Raw genomic sequence first — 21,169 nt, forward strand, 5'->3', positions numbered from 1 at the left:
CCGATCTTCCGTACCCTTGGCGCATGGTTGATTGGGTTGTGCAGTTGATGGAGCTCCTGGGCGCGCCGGGAGCCGGCATGGCGGTGGCGGCGGAGAACCTGTTCCCGCCGATTCCGAGCGAGGTCATCCTGCCGCTTGCGGGTTTCACGGCCAGCCGGGGCAACATGGGCCTGGTCGACGCTCTCGTCTGGACCACGATCGGTTCGATCGTCGGCGCGCTGGCCCTCTACTGGGTGGGCGCGCTGCTCGGCCGCGAGCGGGTGCTGGCGATCGCCGCGAAGATGCCGCTGGTGAAGGTCTCCGACATCGAGAAGACGGAGTCGTGGTTCCTCAAGCACGGCAAGGCGACGGTGTTCTTCGGCCGGTTCATTCCGATTTTCCGCAGTCTGATCTCGGTGCCCGCCGGGGTGGAGCGGATGCCGGTGCTGCAGTTCACTCTGCTCACGGCGGCCGGCAGCGGCATCTGGAACACCACCTTCGTGCTGGCCGGCTACTACCTGGGCGAGAAGTGGCATCTGGTCGAGACGTACATGGGGGTGGCCTCCAAGGTGGTGCTCGGCCTGGTCCTGCTCGCGGTGGTGGTCTTCGTGGTGGTGCGGCTGAGCGAGCGGCGCAAGGGACGCCATGCGCTTCGCCGCTGAGGGGGCGCGGGTGCTCGGCGCGGTCGTGCTGGGTGCGCTGACCGCGCCGGTGGAGGCGGTGTTCCTGCTGGTGACGCTGCCGTTCGCGGGCGGCACGGCCGGGGCCGCGCGGTGGCTGGCCCGGTGGGAGGCGCGCCGCCTGCTGCTGGATCCGGCCGTCCTGGACCGCGCGAGCCTGGATCCCCCTGCCGGGGGCGGGGACGGCTCGCGGGCGCGGCTGTTCCTGGCCGCGCGGGTGCCGCTGGGGTTGCTCGGCGCGCTGGTGCTGGTGCTGCTGGTGTTCGGCGCCTGGCAGGCGGGCCGGCTGGTCTGGGCGTGGGTCCTGGACGAGGCGTACGACGGGATGTCGCGGTCGGTGCCGCTGGGGCTCTACACCTTCACGCTGGGCGGCGTGCTGCTGTTCCTCGCGCTGACGGGACTGGCGGGGGTGCACGTGCTGGAGCGGCGGCTGGCCGTTCGGATGCTGGGCCCCGACCGTACCGAGGCGCTGGAGCGCCGGATCGTCCAGCTGTCGGAGAGCCGGGCCGGCATCGTGGCGGCGGTCGACTCCGAGCGGCGCCGGATCGAGCGTGACCTGCACGACGGGCTGCAGCAGCGGCTGGTGGCGCTGTCGATGCTGATCGGGCGGGCGCGGCGCGGCCATCCGGCTCTGATGGACCAGGCGCACGTCGAGGCGCAGCAGGCGCTGGGCGAGCTGCGCGAGGTGGCCTGGCGGGTGTATCCGAGCGGGCTGGACGCGCTCGGGCTGGACGAGGCGCTGGCCGGGGTGGCCGAGCGGTCCGAGGTGCCGGTCACCGTGGCGTGTGACCTGCCGGGGCGGCCACCGCCCGCGGTGGAGACGGCGGCGTACTTCGTGGTGAGCGAGGCCGTCACGAACGCCAACAAGCACGCCGGGGCCGGTCGCGTCGAGGTCGCGGTGCGGATGGAGGGTGCGGCGCTGGTGGTGTCGGTGCGTGACGACGGGGTGGGCGGCGCGGGCGCGTCCGGTGGCGGGCTGTCGGGGCTGCGGCGCCGGGTGGCGGCGCTGGACGGCGGTTTCGCGGTGGACAGCCCGCCCGGCGGGCCGACGGTGATCAGGGCGGAGCTGCCGTGCGGGTGATCCTGGCGGAGGATTCGACGCTGCTGCGCGAAGGGCTGGTCCGGCTGCTGCTGGAGGAGGGGCACGAGGTGCCGGCGGCGGTGGGCGACGGTGAGGCGCTGGTGGCGGCGGTGGCCGCGCATCTGCCGGACGCGGTGGTGGTGGACGTGCGGATGCCGCCGACGCACACCGACGAGGGGCTGCGCGCGGCCCTGGAGATCAGGCGGCGCTGGCCGGGGGTGAAGGTGCTGGTGCTGTCGCAGTACGTGGAGAAGCGGTACGCGACCGAGCTGATGAGCTCGGACGTGTCGGGCGTCGGTTACCTGCTGAAGGACCGGGTGGCGGAGGTCGCCGACTTCCTGGACGCGCTGGAGCGGGTGGGCGCGGGCGGCGCGGCGTTCGATCCCGAGGTGGTGCGCCAGCTCCTGGCCCGCACCAGTCAGGTGGATCCGCTGGCCAGGCTGACGGCGCGGGAGCGCGAGGTGCTGGAGCTGATGGCGCAGGGGCTGACGAACGCCTCGATCGCGCAGGCGCTGCACGTGTCGCAGAGCGCGGTGGAGAAGCACGTGAACGCGCTGTTCGACAAGCTGGACCTGTCGCACGTCACCGGTTACAGCCGGCGGATGCTGGCGGTGCTCCGCTTCCTCGGTTCCTGATTTTTCTGGACGTATCACCTTCCTGGGGTGACCTGCGGCCCGCCTTGACAAATTTATTTGTCGGTGGGACGGTGGAGCCACACCCCGAAACGAGGAGTCAACGATGCGGAAGATCGTCGCAGGGCTGTTCATCTCGCTCGACGGCGTCGTGGAGTCGCCGGAGAAGTGGCATTTCCCGTACTACGACGAGGACATGGGCCGGTCGGTCGACACGCTCATGCGGCGCTGCGAGGCCATGCTGCTGGGCCGCAACACCTACGAGACGTTCGCCTCCCACTGGCCTCACCAGGATCCGGGCGACCCGCTGGCCGCCATGATGAACGGCCGCGCCAAGTACGTGGTCTCCTCCACGCTCACCGACCCCGCCTGGCAGAACACCACGGTGATCGCCGCCGGTGACGTGGCCGCGCTCAAGGAGGGGCCGGGCGGCGACCTGGGCATGAGCGGCAGCCCCACCCTGGTGGTGTCGCTGCTGCGGGAGGGCCTGCTGGACGAGCTGCACCTGCTGGTGCACCCGGTGGTCGTCGGCAGCGGGCAGAGGCTGTTCGAGGAGGGCGCGGGGCACATCCCGCTCAAGCTCACCAAGTCCGAGACGTTCGGCACCGGCGTGCTGGACCTGACCTACGGGAGGGCCTGACCATGGCCGCCAAGACCGTCGCCGAGAAGCTGCTCGTCAAGCCGGGCGGCACCGTGTGGGTCTCCGCGGGGGAGCACCGGCCGCTCGTCGGCCCCCTGCCGGAGGGCGCGGATTACGTCGAGGACCTGGGCGAGGCGGCGGTGGGGGTGTTCTTCGCCGCCGACGCGGCCTCGGCCCGCGGCCTGCTGGACGGGCAGCGCGACCGGCTGAAGGGCCCGCCGGTGCTCTGGGTCGCCTATCCGAAGGGCGGCAAGTCCGACGTCAACCGTGACACGCTCTGGCCCATCGTGGGCGAGTTCGGGCTGCGCCCGAACGGCCAGGTGGCGGTGGACGAGACGTGGTCGGCGCTGCGTTTCCGCCCGTTGAAGGAGGGCGAGCCGCCTTTCACCGGCGGCGCGTCCCGATAGACCGGGTCTCAACCGCCGGAAAGATACTCGTGCAGGCGTGCGGCGGCCGCCAGCATGGCGGTGGCGCGCTCGGTCAGCTCCTGGCGGCGGCGGGCGATGGCGGCGCGCAGGGCGTCGCTGCTGCCGGTGCGGCGCAGCCCGTCGAGGACGGGCCTGATCTGCGGGAACGGGTGGCGGGCCTGCCGCAGCATGAAGATCATCCGTGCGTCGCGGACGTCGGCAGGCCCGTAGAGTCGGTAGCCGGTGGCCGGGTCGCGGCGGGGCGCCAGCAGTCCCGCCGACTCCCACACGCGCAGGGCCGAGGTCCGCACCCCCAGCCGGGCGGCGACCTCGCCGATGCGCAGGCTGCCCCGGAAGGGGCCTTCCTCGTGGCCCGCCGTCTCCAGCGCCCGCCCTGCCGACTCCAGGGCCGCGCGCCGTCCGTGCAGCTCGGCGTGGCCGGCGTCGACGAGTTCGAGGGCGTGCGGCACGTCGCCGGCGTGCACGGCCCGCATGATCTGGCGGGCGGCGTCCCAGCCGTGGCCGGCGGCCAGCGCCCGGTAGGTGAGCAGCGCCTGCCGGTGGCGGGCGTCGAAGCGGCGGTAGCCGGCGGGCGTGCGCGGGGTGGGCGGCAGGACGCCGTCGTCGGCGTAGTTGCGGATCTGCTGGGTCGACAGGCCCGCGACGCGCGCCAGATCGATGGGCCGCACGGGCGCCCGCCTTCCATAAACAGGGGTTACGTCGCACTTTAAGGTTACCGACGCCTCCTCCAGGCCACGACCGCGAAACCTTACACTTGCAACTTCAATGACAGACTTGATGGCATGACTATCGCCGACGATCTACGAAAGTCTGATTACCGCGCCGCCGACGGCCACGACCACATCCAGGTGCGCGGCGCCCGGGAGAACAACCTGGCCGGGATCTCCCTCGACATCCCGAAGCGGCGGCTCAGCGTGTTCACCGGGGTGTCCGGCTCCGGCAAGTCGTCGCTGGTCTTCGACACCATCGCCGCCGAGTCGCGGCGGCTGATCAACGAGACGTACACCGCGTTCATCCAGGGGTTCATGCCGCCGCTGAACCGGCCGGACGTGGACGCGCTGCACAACCTGAGCGCGGCGATCATCGTCGACCAGGAGCGGATGGGCGCCAACGCCCGCTCCACGGTCGGCACCGCGACCGACACGTACACGATGCTGCGGATCGTCTTCAGCCGGATCGGCACCCCGCACGTGGGCCCGGCCTACGCCTTCAGCTTCAACACCCCGCAGGGCATGTGCCCCGAGTGCGAGGGCCTGGGCCAGATCACCGACATCGACGTGGACGAGCTGGTGGACCGGGAGCTGTCGCTGAACGAGGGCGCGATCAAGGCACCCGGGTTCCCGGTCGACTCGTGGTACTGGCAGGTGATGGCGAACTCGGGCTTCTACGACCCGGCGGTCAAGCTGAAGGACTTCACCCCCCAGCAGTGGGAGGACTTCCTGCACAAGCCGACCACCAAGGTGAAGGTCGGGTCGAGCAACCTCACCTACGAGGGGCTCGTGGTCCGGGTGCGCAAGCAGTACCTGGGCAAGGACCGCGAGTCGCTGAAGGGGCAGGCCCGCGCGTTCGCCGACCGGGCGGTCAAGCTGATGCGCTGCCAGGCCTGCGACAGCACCCGGATCAACGAGGCGGCCCGCTCGGCGCGGATCGGCGGGCGCAACATCGCCGAGTGCTCGGCCATGCAGATCAACGACCTGGCCGGCTTCCTGCGCGGCATCGGCGACCCCGCGGTGGGCCCGGTGCTGGACAACCTGAGGGCCACGCTCGACTCGCTGGTGGAGATCGGGCTGGGCTATCTGAGCCTGGACCGGGAGTCGGGCACGCTGTCCGGCGGCGAGGCGCAGCGGGTCAAGATGGTCCGCCATCTCAACTCCAGCCTGAGCGACGCCACCTACGTCTTCGACGAGCCGACCGCCGGGCTGCACCCGCACGACATCCAGCGGATGAACGAGCTGCTGATCAAACTGCGCGACAAGGGCAACACCGTGCTGGTGGTGGAGCACAAGCCGGAGATGATCGCCATCGCCGACTTCGTGGCCGACCTGGGGCCGGGCGCCGGCGCGCAGGGCGGCACACTCTGCTACGCCGGCGACCTGGAGGGGCTGCGCGCCTCCGGCACCCTCACCGGCCGCTACCTGGACCACCGGGTGACGCTGCGGGAGAAGGTGCGCGAGCCGGCCGGGTGGCTGCCGATCCGCGGCGCGACCCTGCACAACCTGCAAGGTGTGGACGCCGACCTCCCGCTGGGGGTGCTGACCGTGGTCACCGGGGTGGCCGGGTCGGGCAAGAGCTCGCTCATCCACGGCTACGTCGCCGGCCGCGAGGGCGTGGTGGTGGCCGACCAGTCGCCGATCCGCGGGTCGCGGCGGAGCAATCCGGCCACGTACACGGGGCTGCTCGACCCGATCCGGGCGGCGTTCGCCAAGGCCAACGGGGTCAAGCCGGCGCTGTTCTCGGCCAACTCCGAGGGGGCCTGCCAGGCGTGCAAGGGCATCGGCCTGATCTACACCGACCTGGCGATGATGGCCGGGGTGGCGACGGTGTGCGAGGAGTGCGAGGGCAGGCGGTTCACGCCGCAGGTGCTGGCCTACCGGTTGCGCGGCAAGAACATCAGCGAGGTGCTGGAGATGCCGGTGGCCGAGGCGGCCGGGTTCTTCACCAGCGGCCCGGCCAAGGTCATCCTGGACCGGCTGGAGGCGGTCGGGCTGGGCTATCTGGGCCTGGGCCAGCCGCTGACGACGCTGTCGGGCGGTGAGCGGCAGCGCCTGAAGCTGGCGGTGCACATGGCCAGGAACGGCTCCACCTACGTGCTGGACGAGCCGACGACCGGCCTGCACCTGGCGGACGTCGACCATCTGCTGGGCCTGCTGGACCGGCTGGTGGACGACGGCAACACGGTGATCGTGATCGAGCACCACCAGGCGGTGATGGCGCACGCCGACTGGATCGTCGACCTGGGGCCGGGCGCCGGTCACGACGGCGGCCGGGTGGTCTTCGCGGGCACGCCCGCCGACCTGGTGGGCTCGGGTGACACGCTGACGGCCCGCCACCTGCGCGCCTACGTGGGCCGGTAGCGCGTCACGTCCTCCTGCCGCGGCGTGTCATGGTGGTGACCGCAATCTGGTGCCACATGTGACAGCAAAGGACTCGAGAATGCCTCGTACGCCGGCGGAACGGTTGAAGGACACCCTGTCCCGGCTGGAGAAGGACGTGGACGCGTGGGTGGCCACGGCGGGGGAGGGGCCGTGCATGGTGCCGCTGTCGTTCCTGTGGGACGGTGAGACGCTGCTGATCTCCACGGCGGCGAGGACTCCGACGGCGCGCAACCTGGTGGCCGACGGCCGGGTGCGCGTCGGCGTGGGGCTGACGCGTGACGTGGTGCTCATCGAGGGGACGGCCGAGGCGGTCCGGCCGCAGGAGCTGCCGGAGGCGACGGGGGACGCGTTCGCCGCCAAGACCGGCTTCGACCCGCGCGCGCTCTCGTCCCCGTACCTGTATTTCCGGATCCGCCCGGTCTGGGTGCAGGCGTGGCGGGAGGAGGACGAGCTGGCGGGCCGCGACCTCATGCGTGACGGCGAGTGGCTGGACGCCTAGCGGGCGTCACGTCGCGCGGAGCCGCGCCAGGTGGCAGTCGAGCGACGCGGTGACCTCTTCGGGGGTGTAGTGGCCGACCAGGGTGGCGTTCCGTACAGGATGCTCGCCTCCTTGGCGGCGTCCAGCGTGAACGACCAGCCGTTCTGGGCCGCCGGGCTGACGGCGCCGGGCGCGATCCCGTGGCGCCGCCTGACGCCCGCACGGCTGGCCGCCGCGCTCATCACCGCGGTCACCACCGCGGTCACCGACCCGGCCCATCGGCGGCGGGCCCGGGCCCTGGCGGTCCGGGTCGCGGCGGAGGACGGCGCGGCGCCCGTCGTCGAGGCGGTGAACCGGCGCGGATGTTCGAGCCGGTGAGCGCGGGGCAGGACCTCTGAGGTGACCTGTCACGTGTACGCGGCCGCGCGGGTGTTCGTGCCGGCGCCGCCGGAGCGGGTGTTCGCGCTCGTGACGGACTGGCCGCGGCACCGGGAGTGGATGGTGCTGACGTCGGCGTGGGAGGCCGGCGACCGGGTGGAGGCGTTCACCGGGGTCGGCCGGCTGGGTTTCCTGGACGTGATGACGATCACCCGGTGGGAGCCGCCCCACGTGGTGGAGATGCGGCATGTGGGGCGGCTGGTGCGCGGCGACGGGGTGATCCGGGTGCGGGCGTGCCCGGGCGGCAGCCGGGTGATCTGGGCCGAGCGGCTGCGGCCGCCGCTGGGGCCGGTGGGGTGGCTGCTGTGGCCGGTGGCCCGGCCGGTGGTGAACGCGCTGGCCCGGTTGTCGCTGCGCCGGCTGGCCCGGCTGCTCACCTGACGACCCCGGCCCTGACGGCTCACCACCGGCCGGTGTTCAGGTGGCGGGCTCGCCGAACCAGCGGGACAGGTGGTCCTCCAGGTCCTGCTGGTCGTCGCCGATCCAGGCGACGTGGCCGTCGGGGCGTAGCAGGACGCATGGGACGTCCACGCCCGCGGAGGCGTCCGCGAGGTGATCGACCCGGTCCGCCCAGCCGCCGGCGGTCAGGCGTCCGGTGCGGTCCAGCAGCAGGCCGCGGCCGTGGTGCAGCAGAGCGTAGAGGCGGCCGTTCTTCACCTCGACGTCGGGCAGGCGGCGGCCGAGCAGGCCGGGCCCTTCGCCGAAGTCGTAGCGGACGCCGATCGCGGTGATCTTCTCGGTCAGATGGCGGTTCACCTCGTCGAAGTCCATCAGCTCGGTGAGCAGCCTGCGCACGGCCCGCGGGCCCGGTTCGGGGGACAGCAGTTCCATCTGGGCGCGGGTGTTGTCCAGCACGTCCGCGGCGACCGGGTGACGTTCGGCCTGGTAGGTGTCCAGCAGTGTCGCCGGGGCCCAGCCGCGGATCTGCGCGGCCAGTTTCCAGCCGAGGTTGAACGCGTCCTGGACGCCCAGGTTGAGGCCCTGCCCGCCGATGGGCGGATGGATGTGCGCGGCGTCGCCGGCCAGGAGCACCCGCCCGACGCGGTAACGTTCGGCCAGCCGGGTGGCGTCCCCGAAGCGGGACATCCAGCGCGGGGAGTGCACGCCGAAGTCGGTTCCGGCGATCGCGCGCAACTGCTGCCGGAAATCCTCCAGGGTGGGCGGTTCCGCGCGGTCGCCGGCTCCCGCGGCGGGCACCACGACGCTGTAGACGGTTTCGCCGAAGGGCCGGAGCCAGAACGGCCGATGGGTCTGGCCGACCTGGGCCACCTTGGCGGCGATCTCCTCCCGCGGCACGCCCACTTCCATCTCGCCCATCAGCGTCTCGGTCCGCGAGGGCTCGCCGGGGAAGGCGACGCCGAGCAGTTTGCGCACCGTGCTGCGCGCGCCGTCACAGCCGACGAGGTAGCGCGAACGCAGCCGTTGCCCGCCGGCCAGTTCGACGGTCACGCCCTCGTCGTCCTGCTCGAATCCGGCCACCGCGCGACCGCGCCGGACCTGCGCGCCCCGTTCGGCCGCGTGCTCCTCGAGCAGACGCTCGATGACCGGCTGCGGGATGCCCAGCAGATAGGCGTAGGCGGAATCCAGGCCCTGGGGCGGGGGTTTGGGGATGGCGGCGAAGAAACCGCCGGCCGGACGCTGCCGCCCGTGCGGGAGGACGCGGTCCAGCAGTCCGCGCATCGCCATCAGTTCGAGACTGCGCATGTGCAGACCGACGACGCGGACGAACGACGCGGGCTCGGTCCTCTTGTCCAGGACGAGTACCCGTACGTCGTGCAGCCGCAGCTCGGCGGCCAGCATCGCGCCGGTCGGCCCGCACCCGGCGATGATCACATCGTGGGTGAGGGGCGCGCGCCCGGCGCCGGTGACCTGCTGAGAGTGCATAGGTGTCGCCTTTCGGGAGTGCCTTGTCAGCGAGGCGCTCCCGGCGGCCCCTACCTCGGTCGCCCGGCCGTGACGGGAAGGGGGAGCACCCACATCGCTACAGCGTTCATGGGTCTCACCTCCTCGGGCGGCGTCACGGTCAGCCGCAAACTACAAGCCCGGGCACCCTCCCGTCCAACCCTTTCCCCGATGGGCCGGAACTGTCGGCCGCGGTCCCTAGAGTCACTGTCCGCGGGCGAATCCCCGCGGGAAGCGGAGAGACCACGGCCATGACGCTGCGATCGTTCAGGGACACCGTGGACACCTATCACGGCGGTTTCCAGCTCGACGACCTGTACGGCGTCGTGGAAGCCCCGTCGCTGTCCGACGGCGTCCTGGACACCGCGGGCGGCTGGATGCGCGTCGAGAGCGGCGTCCGCCACGGCAGAGCGGACGTCCGCCTGGAAATCTGGGACTCCGCCCCGCCGCCCGCCCCCGCCCCGTGGACGGCGGCGGGGGAGAGCGCCTACCTGAGCGCCGGCGGCATCGTGACCATGGGCGACGACGAGGGCGAGCGTTCCCTCGGCGCGCTCGTGCTGGGCCCGCCCTGCTTCCTGTACGGTGTGCGCGCTCATCGCGTGCCCCCGGCCAGGGGCAGCGACGGCGACTTCTGGGAGGACCCCCGGCAGGCCCACGTGCTGTTACGGTTCTGGCCGCTGCGCGACGTCTTCGACCCGGCACCGCACGCGCGCCCCGCGGGGCTGCGCGAGGACGCGGCGGCGCTGCCCTCCGGTTACGTCCCGTCGATGGACTGGCCCGTCCTGCGCGAGCGTACGGCCCCGCCGCCCCGGGACGGATCCGGGCCGGACGTGACCGGCGACCCCTACCCGTGGCGCACCCTCGCCCAGCACCGGTGCCGCACCCGGATCCGCCACGACCTCGACCCCGCGGGCGCGCCGGTCTCCACCGTCCGCAGGCGGCACCTGGCCGCCTCCCGGCCGCCGCCCCGGGACGTCCCACCGTGTCACCGTTGCGGGCCGGGCGATCGTCACCGTCCTGGCCGCGGACGGCGATCTGCTCACCGTCCGCGACGCGGCCCGCGCCGAGTCCGCCCGCGTCGTGGCCGCGGAGCGGGCCTGGCCGGCATGAGGGGCGACGACCGGAGGGTCAGGCGGCCCTGCTGTGGCGGTGGACGAAGCCGGTGATGAGGGCGGCGACCTCGGCGGGCCGTTCGGCGACCATGCCGTGCCCGGCGTCGATCTCGCGGACCTCGATGGCGGGCCGTTCGGCGGCCAGGGCGGCGAGGTCGCGGCGCAGCCCGGCCCGGTAGGCGTCCATGAGCGGGACCAGGTGCGGCGGGACGGGCGGGTTGCGGGTGGCGTTGACGATGAGGAACGGGCCGGTGAGGCGGCGGAAGACGGGCAGCGCGTCGGCGAACTCGGGCAGTTCGCGCAGCGCGGAGGTGACGCCGGGGCCGGGCCGCAGCAGGAAGCCGCCGTCGTGGGCGCGCAGGTTGCGCCGCACCGACTCCTCCCAGTCGTCGGGGTCGGCGTTCTGGGCGGCGGCGAAGGCGCGCTGCCCGTCGAGGAAGGCCTCGGCCTGCCCGGCGGTCATCGGCGCGGCCGCAGCCTCGGCCTGCCGGCTGAACATCTCGTGCAGCGTGGCCAGGCCGGCCGTCACCTGCCCGGCGTCCAGGCCGGCGTAGTTGGCGGGGTGGGTCTCGGCGGCGCGGTGGCCGTCGAGGCTGACGGCGGCGGGGCAGGCGGGGTGGCGGGCGGCCCACAGGCCGGCGAGCATGCCGCCCAGGCTGTGGCCCGCCACGGCGGGCTCGCCGAGGCCGAGCGCGGCCACGACGTGTTCCAGGTCGTCCAGGACGGCCTTCCACGTCCACGGGCCGTCGCCGGAGCGGCCGTGGCCGCGCAGGTCGACCGCCACCGCGCGCACCCCGCTCAGATGGGCGGCCACCTGCCGCCAGTTGAGCAGGTTGCCGCCGGCTCCGTGGAGCAGCAGCAGCGGCGGGCCGTCGCCGCCGTGGTCGTGGACGGCGATCGGGATGTCGCCGTCAAGGATGGTCTCCATGCGCCCCTCCGGGGTCGAGTCGTTCGCGGACCGAGCGCGTGGCGACACCCCCGTCCGGGTGCTGCTGGAGCTTCCCGCGCCGCACCAGGTCGTGGACGCCCTGGCGGGTGATGCCGAGCATCGCCCCGGCGACCGCGTACGGGACGCGGTCGGCGGAGGGATGGCCGACGCGCCGGGCGATCGCCCGGCCCAGAGGGGTGCGCCACCACTCGAGCGGCGGGTCGAAGGCGGCGTCGCCGGGGTAGAGGACCGCGATCAGCCGCGCGCCGGTGTGGACGGCGCGCGGCCGGTCGGGCCCGAGCAGGTCGGCCGCCCAGGTGGCGGCGTCGTGCCGCGCCTTCGCGCGCAGCTCTTCCAGGGCCCCCGACGCGCCGTCGCCGAGCAGGATCTCCAGCGGGTCGAGCAGCCTGCTGCCGACCAGCCGGAGGATGTCCTGTTCGAGAGCGCCTTGCTCGTCGTGGGTCACGCCGCCTCCCGCCACTACTTGACGTACCATAGCAAGTACTTTACGCCCGACGTCAAGTAGTGGGGGTGTGCCAGTCCCCGACACCACCCGGCACCGGCGCCCCCGGATCGTACGGCTCACGCGTGAACACGAACGTGTTCAGATCCAGATGATCCGGCCCCACCCGCAACGTCTCGCCCGCGTAGTAACCGTCCAGCCCCAGCCACGTGCCGTCGTCCTGCGGCACGAACCGCGACGCCCGCCCGCCACCGGACACCGGCCCCAGCGCCAGCCCCCGATCGGGCAGCAGCCGCAGCGTGTACGGCGCCGGACCCCAGTGCCACAACCCGGTCAGCGCCAGCAGATCCGGGTCGGCGGCACCCGGCACCCACTCCCGCGGCATCCGCGGCTCATGCTCCTCCAGGATGTCGAGCAGATCGAACAGCAACGTCCGCCCCACCCCCGACGTGGCGTTGGCCAGGAACAGCACCCCCGTCGCGGCGGCCGGATCGGCCCACACCGTCGCCAGGAACCCCGGCATCGACCCGGTGTGCCCGGCCAACCGGCGCCCGGCATGCCGCGTCAGCTGCAGCCCCAGCCCGTAACCGCCGGTCCAGGCGTCACCGTCGTCGACCGTCGCCGGCTCCCGCATCTCCGCCAGCGTGCCCTCCGCCAGCACCCCGCCGGTGTCACCGGCCACGAACGCCGCCCACCGCGCCAGATCACCGGCCGTCGACCACAGCTGCCCCGCCGGCCCCATCGCCCCATGATCATGCTCCGGCTCGGCCAGCAGCACGTCGGCGTACGGATGGACGGCGTAACCGACGGCGTGCGGCGACCGCGGCCGCGGCGTCGTGTCACCCATGCCGAGCGGCTCCAGCACCTCCTCCCGCACCGCCTCCAGCCACGGCACCCCCCGCAACCGGGCGACCAGCTCGCCGAGCAGCCCGTAACCGAGATTGGAGTAGTGGTAGCGCCGCCCCGGCCGATGCTTGACATGCGCCGGCCCGAGCCTGCCCAGCAGCTCACCCGCCTCCACGCCCGGCGTGCGCTCCCACCAGTCGGTCGGCGGCTCGGCCGTCAGCCCGCCCGTGTGCGACAGCAGCTGCGCGACCGTGGCCTCCCCGGCCCGCACCCCCGGCAGATGCTTGCCGACCGGATCGGCCAGATCGAGCAGGCCCTCGTCACGCATCCGCATGACGACCACCGCCACCATGCTCTTGGTGATCGACCCCAGCCGGTACTGCGTGCCCGGCGTCGGCTCGCCTCCCGGCGGACCGGCCGTCCGGCCGCGACCGCCCTGCCAGGCCACCTGCCCCTCACGCACCACCGCCGCCATGATCGAGGGGATCCGCGACTCGCTCTGTTCGACGGCCAGGCGGCGCATCAGCGCGCGGGCCGTCACCTGTCCCACCTGAGTCATGAACAGCAAGCCTAGGGGGTCAGCGCGGCTCGGCGGCGTCGAAGGCGTCCAGGATCAGCGCGCTGGCGTCCAGCCCCCGCGCCGTGGCGCCCAGCCGCGGCACCTCGATGGGCCCCGGCCAGGTGTGACCGCCGCCGCCGACCGTGTACAACCGGACGTCCGCCCCCGCCGCGCACCCGTCCCACGCACGCAGCTCGACCGACCGTACGGGAGAGCTCACCCGCGGCTCCGGGCAGCCGAGCGCCTCCGCCCACCCCTCGGCGCTCCGGCGCACCGGCGGCAGCTTCACCATCTCGGCCAGCTTGCGCAGGTCACCGGTGGCGTCCCGCAGCGGATGCCCGCCCCCGTACGGGACGGTCCGGTCGGCGGTGCCGTGGAAGGACACCAGCGTCACCGGCGGCGGCTCCGGGCACGGCCGCACCAGGCTCAGCCCGGCCACCGCCGCCACCCCGGCCAGCCGCCCCCGCATCGAGCACGCCAGCGCCGCCGCCATCCCGCCCCCGTACGACAGCCCCGCGGCGAACTGGCGCCGCCGGTCCACGCACAGCTCCTGCTCCAGCCGGTCCAGCAGCGCCCCCAGGAACCCGGTGTCGTCGGGCCCGAACCCGTTCGGCAGCGTCCAGGCGAGCCTGCCCTTGGCCACCTGCGGGGTGGCCACGACGTAGCCGCGCTCGGCGCCCACCCGCGGCAGCCGGCTGTAGGCGGCCTGCTCACGCGCGTTGGAACCCAGCCCGTGCAGGTTCAGCAGCACCGGGTGCGGGCCGTCCCCCTCGGGCAGCGCCAGCAGGAACACCCGCTCCAGCCCGCCGAACTCGATCGTGTGCCGCCCCTCCGCGAGCCGCGGCCCGCCCGCGCAGCCGTCCGGCGGGGGAGCGACGGTGGGGACGGTCGTGGGCGCGGCCGACGGCCGCTCCGGCGTCCGCCCGGAACAGCCGGCGGCCGTCACCACCACCAGCATCGCCGTCAGCAGCGCCACGCCGACGCCCCGCCCTCCGCCCATGGCACCTCCCGCCCTCCCAGGCAGTCCGCGGGAGATCCCGTCAGGACACCAACCTCAGCCCCACCACACCCGCGACGATCAGCATCAGGCACACCAGCCGGGCGGCCGTGACCGCCTCACCGAGGAACACCATCCCGTACACCGCGGTGCAGACCGCGCCGATCCCCACCCACACCGCGTAACCCGTGCCGACCGGGATCGTCCGCAACGCGTACCCCAGCCCCGCCATGCTGACCGCCAGCGCCGCCACGAACAGCAGCGCGGGACGCAACCGCGACAACCCCTGCGACGAAGCCAGAGCCGCCGCCCACACCGCTTCCAGCACCCCGGACACGACCAGCACGATCCACGCCACGACACGCACCTCCGCAGGAGAACAGACCACGGTCCACGTCGTCTTGTCATGCCGGGTACGACGCGCTCGTCCGGGGCGTGACCCGCAGCGGGCAGCCACCCGCCACGCTACCAGCCGCCCCCCGCCGCGCCGGGGGAGGTGTCGCGGCGGTGAAGATCTGTCCTAGTCTCCTCCGTGTGGGCAGGCCTGAAGGAAGCCGGGACGGCGGCACCAACCTGAACGCCGTGCTCGAACGCATCACCTACGCCGACGAGGACAGCGGCTACACCATCGCGCGCGTCGCCACCGGCCGCTCCGCCACCGAACTGCTCACCGTCGTCGGCCCCCTGCTCGGCGCCCAGGTGGGGGAGTCGCTCCGGCTGACCGGCCGCTGGACCTCCCACCCCCGCTACGGCCGCCAGTTCGAGGTCTGGTCCTACACCACCGTCCTGCCCGCCACCGTCCAGGGCATCCGCCGCTACCTCGGCTCCGGCCTCATCAAAGGCATCGGCCCCAAAATGGCCGAACGGATCGTCGACCACTTCGGCACCGCCACCCTCGACGTCATCGAGAAGGAACCCGCCCGCCTGACCGAAGTGCCCGGCCTCGGCCCCAAACGCACCCGCATGATCGCCGACGCCTGGGAAGAACAGAAGATCATCAAAGAGGTGATGGTGTTCCTCCAGGGCGTCGGCGTGTCCACCTCCATCGCCGTGCGCATCTTCAAGCAGTACGGCGAACGCAGCGTCGAAGTCGTGCGCACCGAACCGTACCGGCTGGCCGACGACGTGTGGGGGATCGGCTTCAAGACCGCCGACACCATCGCCCAGGCCGTCGGCATCCCGCACGACAGCCCCGAACGCGTCAAGGCCGGACTGCGCTACACCCTGTCCCAGGCCGCCGACGACGGCCACTGCTACCTGCCCGCCCCCAACCTGACCGCCGACGCCGTCAAGATCCTCGACGTGCCCGCCCCGCTCACCGCCACCTGCCTGGAAGAGCTCGCCGCCGCCGAAGGCGTCGTCCGCGAGCAGGTGCCCGCAGGCGACAACGACGTCCCCGCCGTCTACCTGCCGCCCTTCCACCGGGCCGAGCAGTCGCTGGCCGGCTCCCTGCTCACCCTCCTGCACCACGGCCACGACCGGCTCAAGGCGTTCGCCGACGTCGACTGGGCCAAGGCCGAGACCTGGCTGCGCGAACGCACCGGCGCCGACCTCGCCGGCGAGCAGCGCCAGGCCGTCCGCCTGGCCCTCACCCACAAGGTCGCCGTGCTGACCGGCGGCCCCGGCTGCGGCAAGAGCTTCACCGTCCGCTCCATCGTCACCCTGGCCCGCGCCAAACGCGCCAAGGTCATCCTCGCCGCCCCCACCGGCCGCGCCGCCAAACGCCTGTCCGAGCTGACCGGCCACGAGGCCACCACCGTCCACCGGCTGCTGCAGCTGCGCCCCGGCGGCGACGCCGCCTACGACCGCGACAACCCCCTGGACGCCGACCTCGTCGTCGTCGACGAAGCCTCCATGCTGGACGTGCTGCTCGCCAACCGCCTCGTCAAGGCCGTCGCCCCCGGCGCCCACCTGCTGTTCGTCGGCGACGTCGACCAGCTGCCGTCCGTCGGCGCCGGCGAGGTCCTCAAAGACCTGCTCGCCGCCGCCGACATCCCCCGCGTACGGCTCACCCAGGTGTTCCGGCAGGCCGCCGAGTCCGGCGTCGTCGTCAACGCCCACCGCGTCAACTCCGGCCTGCAGCCCCAGCTCGCCGGCCTCGACGACTTCTTCCTCTTCCCCTGCGAGGAACCCGACGACATCGCCGCCCTGACCGTCGACGTGGCCGCCCGCCGCATCCCGCGCCGCTTCGGCCTCGACCCCCGCCGCGACATCCAGGTCCTGGCCCCGATGCACCGCGGCGCGGCCGGCGCCGGCGCACTCAACGCCGCCCTGCAGGAAGCCCTCACCCCCGCCCGCGACGGCGCCCCCGAACGCCGCCACGGCGGCCGCGTCTTCCGCGTCGGCGACAAGGTCACCCAGCTGCGCAACAACTACGACAAGGGCGCCGCCGGCGTGTTCAACGGCACCGTCGGCGTCGTCGCCGACATCCGCCCCGACGACCACGCGCTCACCGTCCTGACCGACGAGGACGAACGCGTCGACTACGCCTTCGACGAACTCGACGAGCTCGCCCACGCCTACGCCGTGTCCATCCACCGCTCCCAGGGCAGCGAATACCCCGCCGTGGTCATCCCGCTGGCCACCAGCGCCTGGATGATGCTGCAGCGCAACCTCCTCTACACCGCCATCACCCGCGCCAAGAAGCTCGTCGTCATCGTCGGCTCCCGCCGCGCCCTGGCCCAGGCCGTCCGCACCCGCGGCGCCGGCCGCCGCCACACCGGCCTCACCCACCGCCTCACCCGCCGCGACTGACCCCGTACGGCCCGGCCGCGAGTTTTTCCCCCACCCGGCGGCGCGCTGACCAGCGACTCACCGCCAGAAGTGATCGAAATGTGACTGAACTCTCCGAAACCAACGCTCGTCTTACATGCAGGAGCATTAAGGTCTTTTAGTGCAGTGCATGTAAGTGGGGAGAGGTTCACTTGACCATCACAACACCCTGGAGGAAGACCGCCACAGGGGTCGCCCTGCTCGCCGCCGCGACCCTGACCGCCTCCTGCTCCGCCGCCGGCGGCACCACCCCGGCAGCCTCCGAGGCCACCACCTCCGCCACCCCCGAACCCCCCACCATCACCATCACCCCCGCCCAGGGCAGCACCAAGGTCAACCCCGGCAAACGCATCGTCGTCACCGCCGAAGGCGGCACCCTCGACGACGTCACCGTCCAAACCGGCGGCCAGCAGCTCGAAGGCACCTTCAACACCGACCGCACCAAATGGGTCTCCAAAACCGCGCTCAAGCCGGCCACCGACTACAACGTCGCCGCCACCGCCGGCGCGGCCACCGCCGCCAGCGCCTTCACCACCCGCAAACCCGACCGCGTCCTGCAGATCACCGACGTCACCCCCAACATCAAGGGCGAAACCGTCGGCATCGGCATGCCGATCATGGTCAGGTTCAACCAGCCCGTCGCCAACAAGGCCGCCGTCGAACGCGCCCTGACGGTCGAAGCCGAAAAACCCGTCGACGGCGCCTGGCGATGGATCGACGACTCCTACGCCATCTACCGCCCCGCCAAATACTGGGCCCCCAACCAGACCGTCACCTTCAACGCCGCCCTCGACGGCGTCAAGGCCGGCAAAGACCTGTGGGGCATGAAGAACTACGACTACGCCATCGACATCGGCGACAAGGTCATCAGCAAGGTCGACGCCGCCAAGCACATGATGTACGTCTACCGCAACGGCAAACGCGTCCAGACCATGGCCATCAGCGCCGGCAAGGCCACCACCCGCGAATACACCACCACCAGCGGCGTCCACCTCACCATGGAACGCGTCAACCCCGTCCGCATGATCTCCCCAGGACGCGAGAAGGGCGACCCCGGCTACTACGACGTCATGGTCGACCACGCCGTCCGCATCTCCAACAGCGGCGAATACGTCCACGCCAAGAACAACGTCTGGGCCCAGGGCCGCCAGAACGTCAGCCACGGCTGCATCAACGCCCGCCCCGACCAGGCCAAGTGGTACTACGACAACTTCCAGCGCGGCGACATCGTCGAGATCAAGGGCACCGACCGCGAACTCGAATGGAACAACGGCTGGGGCTTCTGGCAGATGTCCTTCAAACAGTGGAAGCAAGGCAGCGCACTCAAGAACCAGACCTGAGCCCCTGACCTGACACCCCCGCACGCCCGCCGCGCGCGGGGGAGCGGTCACACCAGCGCCAACTGCCCGAACCACGGCTCACGCGGCTCCGGCTCACCCGGCCCGCACCGCATCCCGTACACCCGGCACAACTGCGCGATCTGCCCCAGAATCCGCTCCTCATAAGCGGGGGAGGGCAACCCGTCACGCCCGTACAACTCCTCATAACGCGCCACCAGCCCAGGATGCGCCTCACCCAGCCACGCCCCGAACCACGACCGCGTCCCCGCCGGCAGCCGCAACACCACCGGCTCCACCGACCGCACCCCCGCCTGCCCGATCCGCCGCACCGTCGCCGCCAGCTGATCAGAATCATCACTCAGCAACGGCAGCACCGGCCCCATCAGCACCCGGCAATCCACCCCCGCCTCCACCAGCGACGCCACCAGCTCCAACCGCGCCTGCGCCCCCACCGCACCCGGCTCCACCGCCCGCCGGATCCGCTCGTCGACGAACGCGATCGACACCGCCACCCGCACCCCGCACTCCGCCAGCAACGCCGCATCCCGCAACACCAGCGGACTGCGCGTATACACCGTCGCCGGCACCCCCGCCTCCGCCAGCGCCGTCACCACCCCCGGCATCAACCGGTACGTCTCCTCCGCCGGCTGATAACAGTCACCACTCACCCCCACCGCCAGCGGCTCACCACCCCACCGCGCCAGCTCCGCCCGCAACCGCGCCACCACATTCGGCTTCACCACGACCCGCGAGTCGAAATCACGCCCCGCGTCCAGCCCCAGCCGCCGATGCCCCCCACGCGCACCACAACCCAGGCACGCGTGCACACACCCCCGATACGGCGACACCGCCCACCGCTGCGCGATCCCCGCCGTCCGCGCCACCCGCTCGATCACCACACGCGCCTGCAGCTCGTAGAAACCGTCACGCACCACGGCACGCCGCTCGATCAGCGGCCGCTCATCGGCCGCCTCCACCAGAGGCTGCGCGTCCCAACCCACCGACCAAGTGGAACACGCATTCGACACCCTTTTCAACCCGGCCCACCACCCCACCCGGACGCACACCCCCCATACGCTGGGACACCCGCACCGCCTCCCGGGGAGAAACACCATGGCCTGGCTCCTGCTCGCCCTCGCCATCATCTGCGAGGTCACCGCCACCACCGCACTCAAACTCAGCAACGGCTTCACCAACCCCGGCTGGACCGTCACCACCGCCCTCGGCTACATCGCCTCCTTCGCCCTCCTCGCCCAAGCACTCAAACTCCACCTCGAGATGGGCACCGCCTACGCCGTCTGGGCCGGAGCCGGCACCGCCGCCATCGCCCTCATCGGCGCCGCCTTCATGGGCGAAACCCTCACCCCGCACAAAATCGGCGGCATCCTCCTCATCATCACCGGCGTCGTCATCCTCAACCTCGCCGGCACCCACTGAAACCCCCCTAAACTGCCTTCGTGCTCAAACCCCAATACCCCATCACCACCCCCCGCCTCACCCTCCGCCCCTTCACCCCCGACGACCTCGACGCCCTCCACTCCTACGAATCCCGCCCCGACGTCACCCGCTACCTCTACTGGCACCCCCGCGACCGCGACGCCACCCGCACCTTCCTCGACAAAAAAACCACCCGCACCGCACTCCTCGACGAAGGCGACGCCATCGACCTCGCCATCACCCACAACGGCACCCTGATCGGCAACTGCCTGCTCATCTGGACCAGCAAAGCCCACCGCCAAGGCGAAATCGGCTACGTCCTGCACCCCGACCACCACGGCCACGGCTACGCCACCGAAGCCGCCCGCGAAATGCTCCGCCTCGGCTTCGACGGCCTCCACCTCCACCGCATCACCGGCCGCCTCGACGCCCGCAACACCGCCAGCGCCCGCGTCCTCGAAAAACTCGGCATGCGCCGCGAAGCCCACCTCATCGACAACGAACACGTCAAAGGCGAATGGTCCTCAGAACTCATCTACGCCATGCTCGACCACGAATGGACCCCATGATCCACCACCTCGCCCTCGCCACCGACTGGACCCACGCCCAGAACACAGGGGAGTACCGCATCTCCACCCTCGGCCGCACCCTCGACCAAGAAGGCTTCATCCACTGCAGCCGCGACCACGACCAACTCCGCACCGTCCACGCCACCTACTACAGCCACGTGACCGAACCCCTGCTCATCCTCGACATCGACCCCACCGGACTCGACATCCGCCACGAGAACGGCTACCCCCACCTGTACGGACCGCTCCCCACCACCGCCGTCACCCGCACCCGCCCCTACCACCCCTGACCCCGCACACACGAAAACGGCGAGCCCACCATCCTCAGCGGCACACCCGCCTCAGACCATGGACCCGCCGTACACAACACCCCGCCACCGGCACACCCCCGCACACCGGCAACCGGAACAATCAGCGCGGAACCCGCACCCCCGGCCCCACCACAGCCGCCTGCGGCCGCCGCACCGGAAGCTCCCCACCAGGCCCCGCGACCGGCTGAGACACCCCCTGCCCCATCGACGGCACCATGGACTGAGGCATCGCCTGAGGCGCCTGCGGCGCGCGCTGCCGCACCTGCTCCACATGCGCGGCACGCCGATCGGCACACCCACCCGGGCAGTAACCGTTCGTCAGGATCAACCGCCCACGCAGCGGCGTATACGCCTCGCGCCCGTCAGCGGGAAGAACCCCCTGACACACCGGACATAACACGGACTCGTTCCCCACGTGCTGCTCCTCTCGCGGCGCGATAGCAGAAGACCACCCTAAAGGCCACCCCTGCCCGAGGGCGAGG

The 21,169-nt window shown here is 72.2% G+C and carries 23 protein-coding genes and 1 riboswitch; of the genes, 15 read left to right on the forward strand and 8 right to left on the reverse strand.

The window, feature by feature from the left end; genetic code table 11:
* The first annotated feature begins 23 nt into the window (after nt 1-23).
* From KME79_RS23785 to KME79_RS23805, 5 genes are all read left to right on the forward strand, one after another.
* Complete coding sequence (locus KME79_RS23785) at nt 24-641, forward strand: DedA family protein (RefSeq protein ID WP_219546370.1); 618 nt, start codon at nt 24-26, stop codon at nt 639-641.
* Entirely contained in the window at nt 625-1,740 is a 1,116-nt protein-coding gene (locus KME79_RS23790; RefSeq protein WP_219546371.1) for a sensor histidine kinase, read from the forward strand. Before KME79_RS23785 ends, KME79_RS23790 begins: the two co-directional genes overlap by 17 nt.
* Nucleotides 1,731-2,375: a response regulator gene (locus tag KME79_RS23795; RefSeq protein WP_219546372.1), complete on the forward strand. Its 645-nt coding sequence runs from the start codon at nt 1,731-1,733 to the stop codon at nt 2,373-2,375. The genes KME79_RS23790 and KME79_RS23795 overlap by 10 nt, the downstream gene beginning before the upstream one ends.
* A gap of 103 nt (nt 2,376-2,478) precedes the next feature.
* Nucleotides 2,479-3,012 (forward strand): dihydrofolate reductase family protein, encoded by a 534-nt coding sequence (locus tag KME79_RS23800; protein WP_219546373.1) that lies wholly within the window; start codon nt 2,479-2,481, stop codon nt 3,010-3,012.
* Nucleotides 3,013-3,014: 2 nt separating this feature from the next.
* On the forward strand, nt 3,015-3,419 hold the full coding sequence (locus KME79_RS23805) for a hypothetical protein (RefSeq protein WP_219546374.1): 405 nt from the start codon (nt 3,015-3,017) through the stop codon (nt 3,417-3,419).
* Between the two features lie 8 nt (nt 3,420-3,427).
* On the opposite strand, the gene KME79_RS23810 is transcribed toward KME79_RS23805, so the two are convergent.
* Nucleotides 3,428-4,108: a MerR family transcriptional regulator gene (locus tag KME79_RS23810; protein WP_219546375.1), complete on the reverse strand. Its 681-nt coding sequence runs from the start codon at nt 4,106-4,108 to the stop codon at nt 3,428-3,430.
* A gap of 114 nt (nt 4,109-4,222) precedes the next feature.
* Here KME79_RS23810 and KME79_RS23815 point away from each other — a divergent pair, with 114 nt between their 5' ends.
* The 4 genes from KME79_RS23815 to KME79_RS23830 all read left to right on the forward strand — a co-directional run bounded on the left by KME79_RS23815 (nt 4,223) and on the right by KME79_RS23830 (nt 7,832).
* Nucleotides 4,223-6,514, forward strand: coding sequence for an ATP-binding cassette domain-containing protein (locus KME79_RS23815; RefSeq protein WP_219546376.1), 2,292 nt, complete (start codon nt 4,223-4,225; stop codon nt 6,512-6,514).
* Nucleotides 6,515-6,593: 79 nt separating this feature from the next.
* Nucleotides 6,594-7,034, forward strand: coding sequence for a pyridoxamine 5'-phosphate oxidase family protein (locus KME79_RS23820; protein WP_219546377.1), 441 nt, complete (start codon nt 6,594-6,596; stop codon nt 7,032-7,034).
* 99 nt (nt 7,035-7,133) lie between these two features.
* Nucleotides 7,134-7,391, forward strand: coding sequence for a hypothetical protein (locus KME79_RS23825; RefSeq protein ID WP_219546378.1), 258 nt, complete (start codon nt 7,134-7,136; stop codon nt 7,389-7,391).
* Between the two features lie 21 nt (nt 7,392-7,412).
* A complete protein-coding gene (locus KME79_RS23830) occupies nt 7,413-7,832 on the forward strand; it encodes an SRPBCC family protein (protein WP_219546379.1) in 420 nt (139 codons plus the stop codon).
* A gap of 36 nt (nt 7,833-7,868) precedes the next feature.
* Here the strand turns inward: KME79_RS23830 and rox are convergent, their stop codons facing one another.
* Nucleotides 7,869-9,335, reverse strand: a complete 1,467-nt coding sequence (gene rox, locus KME79_RS23835; protein WP_219546380.1) for a rifampin monooxygenase — start codon at nt 9,333-9,335, stop codon at nt 7,869-7,871.
* Nucleotides 9,336-9,604: 269 nt separating this feature from the next.
* Here rox and KME79_RS23840 point away from each other — a divergent pair, with 269 nt between their 5' ends.
* Nucleotides 9,605-10,519: a hypothetical protein gene (locus tag KME79_RS23840; RefSeq protein WP_219546381.1), complete on the forward strand. Its 915-nt coding sequence runs from the start codon at nt 9,605-9,607 to the stop codon at nt 10,517-10,519.
* On the opposite strand, the gene KME79_RS23845 is transcribed toward KME79_RS23840, so the two are convergent.
* The 5 genes from KME79_RS23845 to KME79_RS23865 are packed head-to-tail and all read right to left on the reverse strand — an operon-like array spanning nt 10,482 to nt 14,616.
* The gene (locus tag KME79_RS23845) at nt 10,482-11,393 is read right to left on the reverse strand and encodes an alpha/beta fold hydrolase (RefSeq protein WP_219546382.1); all 912 of its coding nucleotides are present in this window, start codon (nt 11,391-11,393) and stop codon (nt 10,482-10,484) included. The two genes, KME79_RS23840 and KME79_RS23845, sit on opposite strands and share 38 nt — an antisense overlap.
* Nucleotides 11,377-11,859 carry an acyl-CoA-like ligand-binding transcription factor gene (locus KME79_RS23850; protein ID WP_219546383.1) on the reverse strand — a complete coding sequence of 161 codons (483 nt, stop codon included), beginning with the start codon at nt 11,857-11,859 and terminating at the stop codon, nt 11,377-11,379. The genes KME79_RS23845 and KME79_RS23850 overlap by 17 nt, the downstream gene beginning before the upstream one ends.
* Before the next feature lie 52 nt (nt 11,860-11,911).
* Complete coding sequence (locus KME79_RS23855) at nt 11,912-13,261, reverse strand: serine hydrolase domain-containing protein (RefSeq protein ID WP_219546384.1); 1,350 nt, start codon at nt 13,259-13,261, stop codon at nt 11,912-11,914.
* A 19-nt stretch (nt 13,262-13,280) separates the two neighbouring features.
* Complete coding sequence (locus KME79_RS23860; RefSeq protein ID WP_219546385.1) at nt 13,281-14,261, reverse strand: CE1 family esterase; 981 nt, start codon at nt 14,259-14,261, stop codon at nt 13,281-13,283.
* A gap of 40 nt (nt 14,262-14,301) precedes the next feature.
* Complete coding sequence (locus KME79_RS23865; protein ID WP_219546386.1) at nt 14,302-14,616, reverse strand: DMT family transporter; 315 nt, start codon at nt 14,614-14,616, stop codon at nt 14,302-14,304.
* A 32-nt stretch (nt 14,617-14,648) separates the two neighbouring features.
* A riboswitch (guanidine-III (ykkC-III) riboswitch) is annotated at nt 14,649-14,714 on the reverse strand.
* Between the two features lie 78 nt (nt 14,715-14,792).
* Here KME79_RS23865 and recD2 point away from each other — a divergent pair.
* Nucleotides 14,793-17,012: an SF1B family DNA helicase RecD2 gene (gene recD2, locus KME79_RS23870; RefSeq protein ID WP_219546387.1), complete on the forward strand. Its 2,220-nt coding sequence runs from the start codon at nt 14,793-14,795 to the stop codon at nt 17,010-17,012.
* Nucleotides 17,013-17,182: 170 nt separating this feature from the next.
* Nucleotides 17,183-18,370: a L,D-transpeptidase gene (locus KME79_RS23875; RefSeq protein WP_246640297.1), complete on the forward strand. Its 1,188-nt coding sequence runs from the start codon at nt 17,183-17,185 to the stop codon at nt 18,368-18,370.
* Nucleotides 18,371-18,417: 47 nt separating this feature from the next.
* On the opposite strand, the gene KME79_RS23880 is transcribed toward KME79_RS23875, so the two are convergent.
* Nucleotides 18,418-19,371, reverse strand: coding sequence for a radical SAM protein (locus tag KME79_RS23880; RefSeq protein WP_246640336.1), 954 nt, complete (start codon nt 19,369-19,371; stop codon nt 18,418-18,420).
* A gap of 112 nt (nt 19,372-19,483) precedes the next feature.
* Here KME79_RS23880 and KME79_RS23885 point away from each other — a divergent pair, with 112 nt between their 5' ends.
* The 3 genes from KME79_RS23885 to KME79_RS23895 are packed head-to-tail and all read left to right on the forward strand — an operon-like array spanning nt 19,484 to nt 20,666.
* Nucleotides 19,484-19,807 (forward strand): DMT family transporter, encoded by a 324-nt coding sequence (locus tag KME79_RS23885; protein ID WP_219546388.1) that lies wholly within the window; start codon nt 19,484-19,486, stop codon nt 19,805-19,807.
* A 20-nt stretch (nt 19,808-19,827) separates the two neighbouring features.
* Nucleotides 19,828-20,376: a GNAT family N-acetyltransferase gene (locus KME79_RS23890; RefSeq protein WP_219546389.1), complete on the forward strand. Its 549-nt coding sequence runs from the start codon at nt 19,828-19,830 to the stop codon at nt 20,374-20,376.
* The gene (locus tag KME79_RS23895; protein WP_219546390.1) at nt 20,364-20,666 is read left to right on the forward strand and encodes a DUF952 domain-containing protein; all 303 of its coding nucleotides are present in this window, start codon (nt 20,364-20,366) and stop codon (nt 20,664-20,666) included. Before KME79_RS23890 ends, KME79_RS23895 begins: the two co-directional genes overlap by 13 nt.
* Nucleotides 20,667-21,169 lie beyond the last annotated feature (503 nt).

This window comes from Nonomuraea harbinensis, from assembly GCF_019396385.1.
Lineage (GTDB): Bacteria > Actinomycetota > Actinomycetes > Streptosporangiales > Streptosporangiaceae > Nonomuraea > Nonomuraea ferruginea.

Coding starts and splice junctions, on each gene's coding strand:
- KME79_RS23785 (WP_219546370.1), top strand. CDS start 24: ATGGTTGATTGGGTTGTGCAGTTGATGGAGCTCCTGGGCGCGCCGGGA.
- KME79_RS23825 (WP_219546378.1), top strand. CDS start 7,134: ATGCTCGCCTCCTTGGCGGCGTCCAGCGTGAACGACCAGCCGTTCTGG.
- KME79_RS23895 (WP_219546390.1), top strand. CDS start 20,364: ATGGACCCCATGATCCACCACCTCGCCCTCGCCACCGACTGGACCCAC.
- KME79_RS23845 (WP_219546382.1), bottom strand. CDS start 11,393: ATGGAGACCATCCTTGACGGCGACATCCCGATCGCCGTCCACGACCAC.
- KME79_RS23815 (WP_219546376.1), top strand. CDS start 4,223: ATGACTATCGCCGACGATCTACGAAAGTCTGATTACCGCGCCGCCGAC.
- KME79_RS23860 (WP_219546385.1), bottom strand. CDS start 14,261: ATGGGCGGAGGGCGGGGCGTCGGCGTGGCGCTGCTGACGGCGATGCTG.
- KME79_RS23855 (WP_219546384.1), bottom strand. CDS start 13,261: ATGACTCAGGTGGGACAGGTGACGGCCCGCGCGCTGATGCGCCGCCTG.
- KME79_RS23805 (WP_219546374.1), top strand. CDS start 3,015: ATGGCCGCCAAGACCGTCGCCGAGAAGCTGCTCGTCAAGCCGGGCGGC.
- KME79_RS23820 (WP_219546377.1), top strand. CDS start 6,594: ATGCCTCGTACGCCGGCGGAACGGTTGAAGGACACCCTGTCCCGGCTG.
- KME79_RS23885 (WP_219546388.1), top strand. CDS start 19,484: ATGGCCTGGCTCCTGCTCGCCCTCGCCATCATCTGCGAGGTCACCGCC.
- KME79_RS23800 (WP_219546373.1), top strand. CDS start 2,479: ATGCGGAAGATCGTCGCAGGGCTGTTCATCTCGCTCGACGGCGTCGTG.
- KME79_RS23790 (WP_219546371.1), top strand. CDS start 625: ATGCGCTTCGCCGCTGAGGGGGCGCGGGTGCTCGGCGCGGTCGTGCTG.
- rox (WP_219546380.1), bottom strand. CDS start 9,335: ATGCACTCTCAGCAGGTCACCGGCGCCGGGCGCGCGCCCCTCACCCAC.
- KME79_RS23840 (WP_219546381.1), top strand. CDS start 9,605: ATGACGCTGCGATCGTTCAGGGACACCGTGGACACCTATCACGGCGGT.